At 40.5% G+C, this 4,523-nt stretch carries 4 protein-coding genes and 1 pseudogene; 3 read left to right on the plus strand and 2 right to left on the minus strand.

From position 1 onward, the window contains the following. Window positions 1-184, minus strand: a pseudogene (locus tag FW767_RS12705) (ISAon1 family transposase N-terminal region protein); the annotation flags it as partial. A 193-nt stretch (window positions 185-377) separates the two neighbouring features. On the opposite strand from FW767_RS12705, the gene FW767_RS12710 reads away from it, so the two are divergent. The 3 genes from FW767_RS12710 to FW767_RS12720 all read left to right on the plus strand — a co-directional run bounded on the left by FW767_RS12710 (window position 378) and on the right by FW767_RS12720 (window position 2,052). After that, complete coding sequence (locus FW767_RS12710; protein WP_121700400.1) at window positions 378-941, plus strand: Crp/Fnr family transcriptional regulator; 564 nt, start codon at window positions 378-380, stop codon at window positions 939-941. A gap of 99 nt (window positions 942-1,040) precedes the next feature. Beyond that, window positions 1,041-1,472: a GNAT family N-acetyltransferase gene (locus FW767_RS12715; RefSeq protein ID WP_121700401.1), complete on the plus strand. Its 432-nt coding sequence runs from the start codon at window positions 1,041-1,043 to the stop codon at window positions 1,470-1,472. Window positions 1,473-1,500: 28 nt separating this feature from the next. Next, complete coding sequence (locus FW767_RS12720; RefSeq protein WP_121700402.1) at window positions 1,501-2,052, plus strand: hypothetical protein; 552 nt, start codon at window positions 1,501-1,503, stop codon at window positions 2,050-2,052. Window positions 2,053-2,610: 558 nt separating this feature from the next. On the opposite strand, the gene FW767_RS12725 is transcribed toward FW767_RS12720, so the two are convergent. Continuing rightward, window positions 2,611-4,098: a Fic family protein gene (locus tag FW767_RS12725; protein WP_121700403.1), complete on the minus strand. Its 1,488-nt coding sequence runs from the start codon at window positions 4,096-4,098 to the stop codon at window positions 2,611-2,613. Window positions 4,099-4,523: the final 425 nt, after the last annotated feature.

A 4,523-nucleotide genomic window follows, 5' to 3' on the forward strand; every position in this document is an offset into this window, starting at 1 on the left:
TTTCCTCATAGAAGCCATTCGGGCGAAGTTGCCCGGCAGTGTAACCGTCAACTCCATTATCTCTTTCCTCCAAAGTGACATCAAGGGTTTCTTTGGTTTTATCCACCTTGACGACTTCAAAATATTCGATCATTTCTTCCGGCAGAAGACATTCCGCCAACTCGATATACGGATTCTTTTCCATTCCAATTCTATTTTGAAGGCAAAGGTAAGATTTTAATTCTACAAACACAGGTTTATTACCATGCGCCCGCAAAACGACGGGCCAGCAGAAAATCAATGGGATATGCATAACGGTCTGCAATTCGAAAAATAAAGGGATGTTTTGTCATATAGCAAATTTGCTATAATTTTGTGTGAACTAATGATTCTTGCAAATGAATGAGTTCAATACATACCTCAATAATTTAGACTATTCCAATATAAAAGATTTATGTGAGGAAAAAGGGAAATTGCATATTTATCGTAAGAAAGATTTCTTTATTCGCCAAAATGAGATAGAACGTTTTGCCGGGTGGGTGAAAGAGGGTACATTCCAATATACATACATTGATGAAGAGGGTGAAGAGCATATTGTAGGATATTCTTTTACCAACGAATTTGTATGTGACTATTCTTCTTTTATGAAAAGTTGTCTGTCAGCAGTAAGCATTCAAGCGTTAACAGACTGTTCTGTTTATGAAATATCACGCCATGATATTATAGAATATTGGGAAACGAATATGGAAACTCAACGATCAGGAAGATATATAGCTGAAAATCTATATGAAATGGTGTATGATCGATTGCTCGATTCGTATTGTACACCTGAAATACGATATCAAAGACTAATGAAACGTTGTCCTGACCTTAAAGACACTGTACCCTTGAAAAGTATAGCTTCTTTCTTAGGGGTTACTCCTGAAACAGTTAGTCGCATACGCCGCAAACTGAAGAAATAGCCAATCTTTTAACATCCATTATACCGGGGTCTTGACAATTGTCAAGACCTTTTTTATTTATTCTTACGTATTTTGCATTCATGATTTAATAACATTAATATGATACGTAAATTAACACAAGAAGAATATAATAATGCTGCTGATTTGTCCTATCAAGTATGTATGGAATGTGGCAGGAGTGATTTCACCCAAGAAGGTATCGACACCTTTAAAAGTTTCGTGTATGACACTTCATTAATGAATATGCTTGACATATATGGAGCTTTTGACAATCATTTATTGATCGGAATAATCGGTGTACATTGGGAGAAGCAACATATATCCCTCTTCTTTGTCTTGTCACACTATCATCGGCAAGGAATAGGAAAATCATTATTTGGCTATATGATGAGCAATTGTAATTTTACTTATATAACAGTTAATTCTTCAACCTATGCAGAACCTTTTTATGCATCATTAGGCTTCAAAAAAGTGGGTGAAAAAGAGCTTAATAAAGGTATTGTGAGTATTCCTATGGAGAGAAATATATAATTATTGCCAATTATTTAAAAGAGATGGGATGAAAAAGAAATTTACCCTGCTTGCGGCAATCATCGCCTGCACCCTCCTCAGCTTCACCTCCTGCGAAAAGCATGACGGCATCAACTACCTCAAATCCAAATGTACGGCCGAACTGAACGGACAGACGTACATCGACCAACAACCTTACACACATATATTTGGTCCGACGTACCCCACGCCTTTTTTGGTATATAGTAAATATGAAGCTACGTTTGAAACCTATCTAAGTACAGAGAGGGGGGGCAAGATTGCCTATATTGTGAGAATCAATCTGTTTGTGGATACTCCGGAAGAATTTTTCCACCAGCCGCAAAAGATAGAAAAGATAGATATAGCAGATACCCTGATTTTGGATAGGGATTACCGCCAGTATTGCAAGGACAACAAAGTGTCATATGCCACAGTGAATGGCGAAGTGATAGACGAGGGCACTTTCCAAATCACTTCCTACGACAAGACCGAAGGGCAAACCTACTGCACCAACTGCAATGGTACATTTACTTTGCAGTTCAGTGAAGGAACGCTCAATGGAACTTTCTGTATTAAGTAAATAATCTCAAAAATATTTATGAAAGAAGATTTTGATAAATGCAGGGTCGCCAAATCTCGACAACATTTCGCCATTTTCCGACAAATCGTACCCCCTTTTTAAGAATTTTGTCGGGGGTACAGATAAGGCACTAAGTTTTGTCTGTCAACGACCTTTTCGTGGCGGTCAGTGTAGCCAAAAGACACTAAAAAAGTCCCACAAAATATTGATTTTGTAGGACTTGTCTTTTTCTTGTCGCCTTTTGGCTTTTCTTTCAGCGATCCGGCTGGAGCCGTTAAACTCCAACGCTGTATGGTGAGTATCAGTAAGTTACATACACTATGGTTGCCTGACTCACTTATCTATCACGCTTATTCTTCAATGTTCTGCACCGGACTGCAAATCCGATAATTCAAAGTTACAAAATCTCTCCCAATAACTAATGCTCCAGACCGTTAAAAATACTTAGGTTCTTTGGCAATGGGGTCATGGATTCAAGCTCTCTTTTTACTATGCCAGTAGTTTAGACTATAACTGATAATTAGTGTCACAAATGACACTTGTTGTCAGTTGATTTTTTCAAGATATTGTCCTGTCAATTATTTGCAGCTTCGCCTGCGACGGTTCATCGTAGGCGTTGCAGGCGGCAAGGTAGTCCTTTAGCTCCGTAAAGTCGGTGCCGTAGAGGTTATCGCTGAACTGATGAAGTTTCGTCATCACGTTTATGTATGCCAGCGGGTCTTTGTGGCGGGTCAGTTTTCGCAATGCGAGTATGTAGTCCTCGCGGAATACTGTCGGGACAATAATGCGCGATTGGTCGGCACGGACAAGCTCGGCGTTCATCATCACACGGGCGACACGACCGTTGCCGTCATTGAACGGATGCACTTCGCTAATCATGAACATCATGAATATCGCACGGGCAAACGGATCGGTAAGTGCTGCATAATACTTGAAGCCCTGCGAGAGCGTACCCTTTACAAGCTGATAATCCACAAACTCCGTCATACCGGCACGATTGTTCTTCGTTTTGAAAATTCCGGGGTTCATGTGTGGTCGTCCTTCAAGCAGGATACTGTGTCTATGACTAAGGATTGCAAACAACTCTTTTGGCGATGTCGGCGTTTTCATCATCTCGGCACGGTTTGACAGTACTTTGAATGTACCCAGAATGTCGTGGGAATCCTCGTCACGTCGTGGCATAGGAATACCGGAGTCAACAATTGCCTTAGCCTCGTCAATCTCAAATTCCGTTCCTTCTATATAATTTGAGAAATAACTCTCGAAGAACGAGAAAAGGCGGAATGACTCTTCATCGGTATTACGGTTGTTGCGGATAATAAAATAGCGGTCTTTAATTGCATCGAACAATACCTCGAACAGTTCTACTCTCGTTTTGTCGAAAGGATTGCCGACGGCAAGAGCCTTTGCCGAGTCTATAGAAAGCACTTTTGCATCGTGAGTTGAGAGCAATGCCGATATTATACTGTTGATTTTGGCAAATTCAGTCTGCATCCCCAACTCTTCGGCAACCGACCTCAATTCATCACGATACTCATTCAATCGAACTTCTCCTCTTGTCAGCAATATCTGTTCAAGTTTATTTTCAATCGCACTTACAGGCAAAACGCGTGACTCGTCACCGGATTTTCTTGACACCTGCACATTCTCAAGCATATACCGGTGTTCGCCCGATATGTGCATACCCATAAACGGGATATCATGCGGCGATGCCTTTGGCCCTTTGACAAAATTGAGTTTTATACCGGGTAAGTCCGTCACTCTCCTTGTAGTCGAATTGGTAAGGAAGAAATCACCGGTAGCTGTCGGACGCATCTCTTTGGCACTGCGATGGCTTATAAGAGCATTAGGATAGCGATATACAAGTATATCTATAAGGTTTCTGCGCACGATATTCTCCAAGCTATCAACCAGATTTGTCGTATAAATGCGTGGGGCAACCTTTCGCAACTCACCATCTTTTTCCTTCTTACTGAGTACACGGGAAATGTTCGGATCAGATGAGCTGAAGATAATCTCTTTTTGGGTGTCAACCTTTACTGCCATACAAAAAATCACGATTAAGAGAATACAAAGGTACAAATTTCTGCGATTATAACTATTGATTTTACAAAAAACTGAGTATAAGCGGTGCCCTTCAATGAGAAAAGACCACAATAGCTCATAGTATTTTCGTTGGATATCTTCAGAATGGTACAAAAAATTGCGACTACAAACACCGCTAGTATAAATTTTTGCGATTATAGCCGTTAATCTTACAAAAAACTGAGTTTAGGGCACATTTCACTGCAGAAACGGACATTAGGGTGACTCACGCATTACTCACGCTTATGCTCCGAAAACCGCGGCAGGTTGGACATTTGGGGTGATGGATTGTATATCAAAAGTGCTAAGTGGACATTTTGGGTGATAACCGAGCAGTAGTCAATCTGTGTTGGGCGTTCTAATAGTGCCTTTTGAGATATTCATCT

Origin of the sequence: Heminiphilus faecis (genome assembly GCF_008728965.1) — a bacterium.
In the GTDB taxonomy this organism is placed as follows: Bacteria; Bacteroidota; Bacteroidia; order Bacteroidales; family Muribaculaceae; genus Muribaculum; species Muribaculum faecis.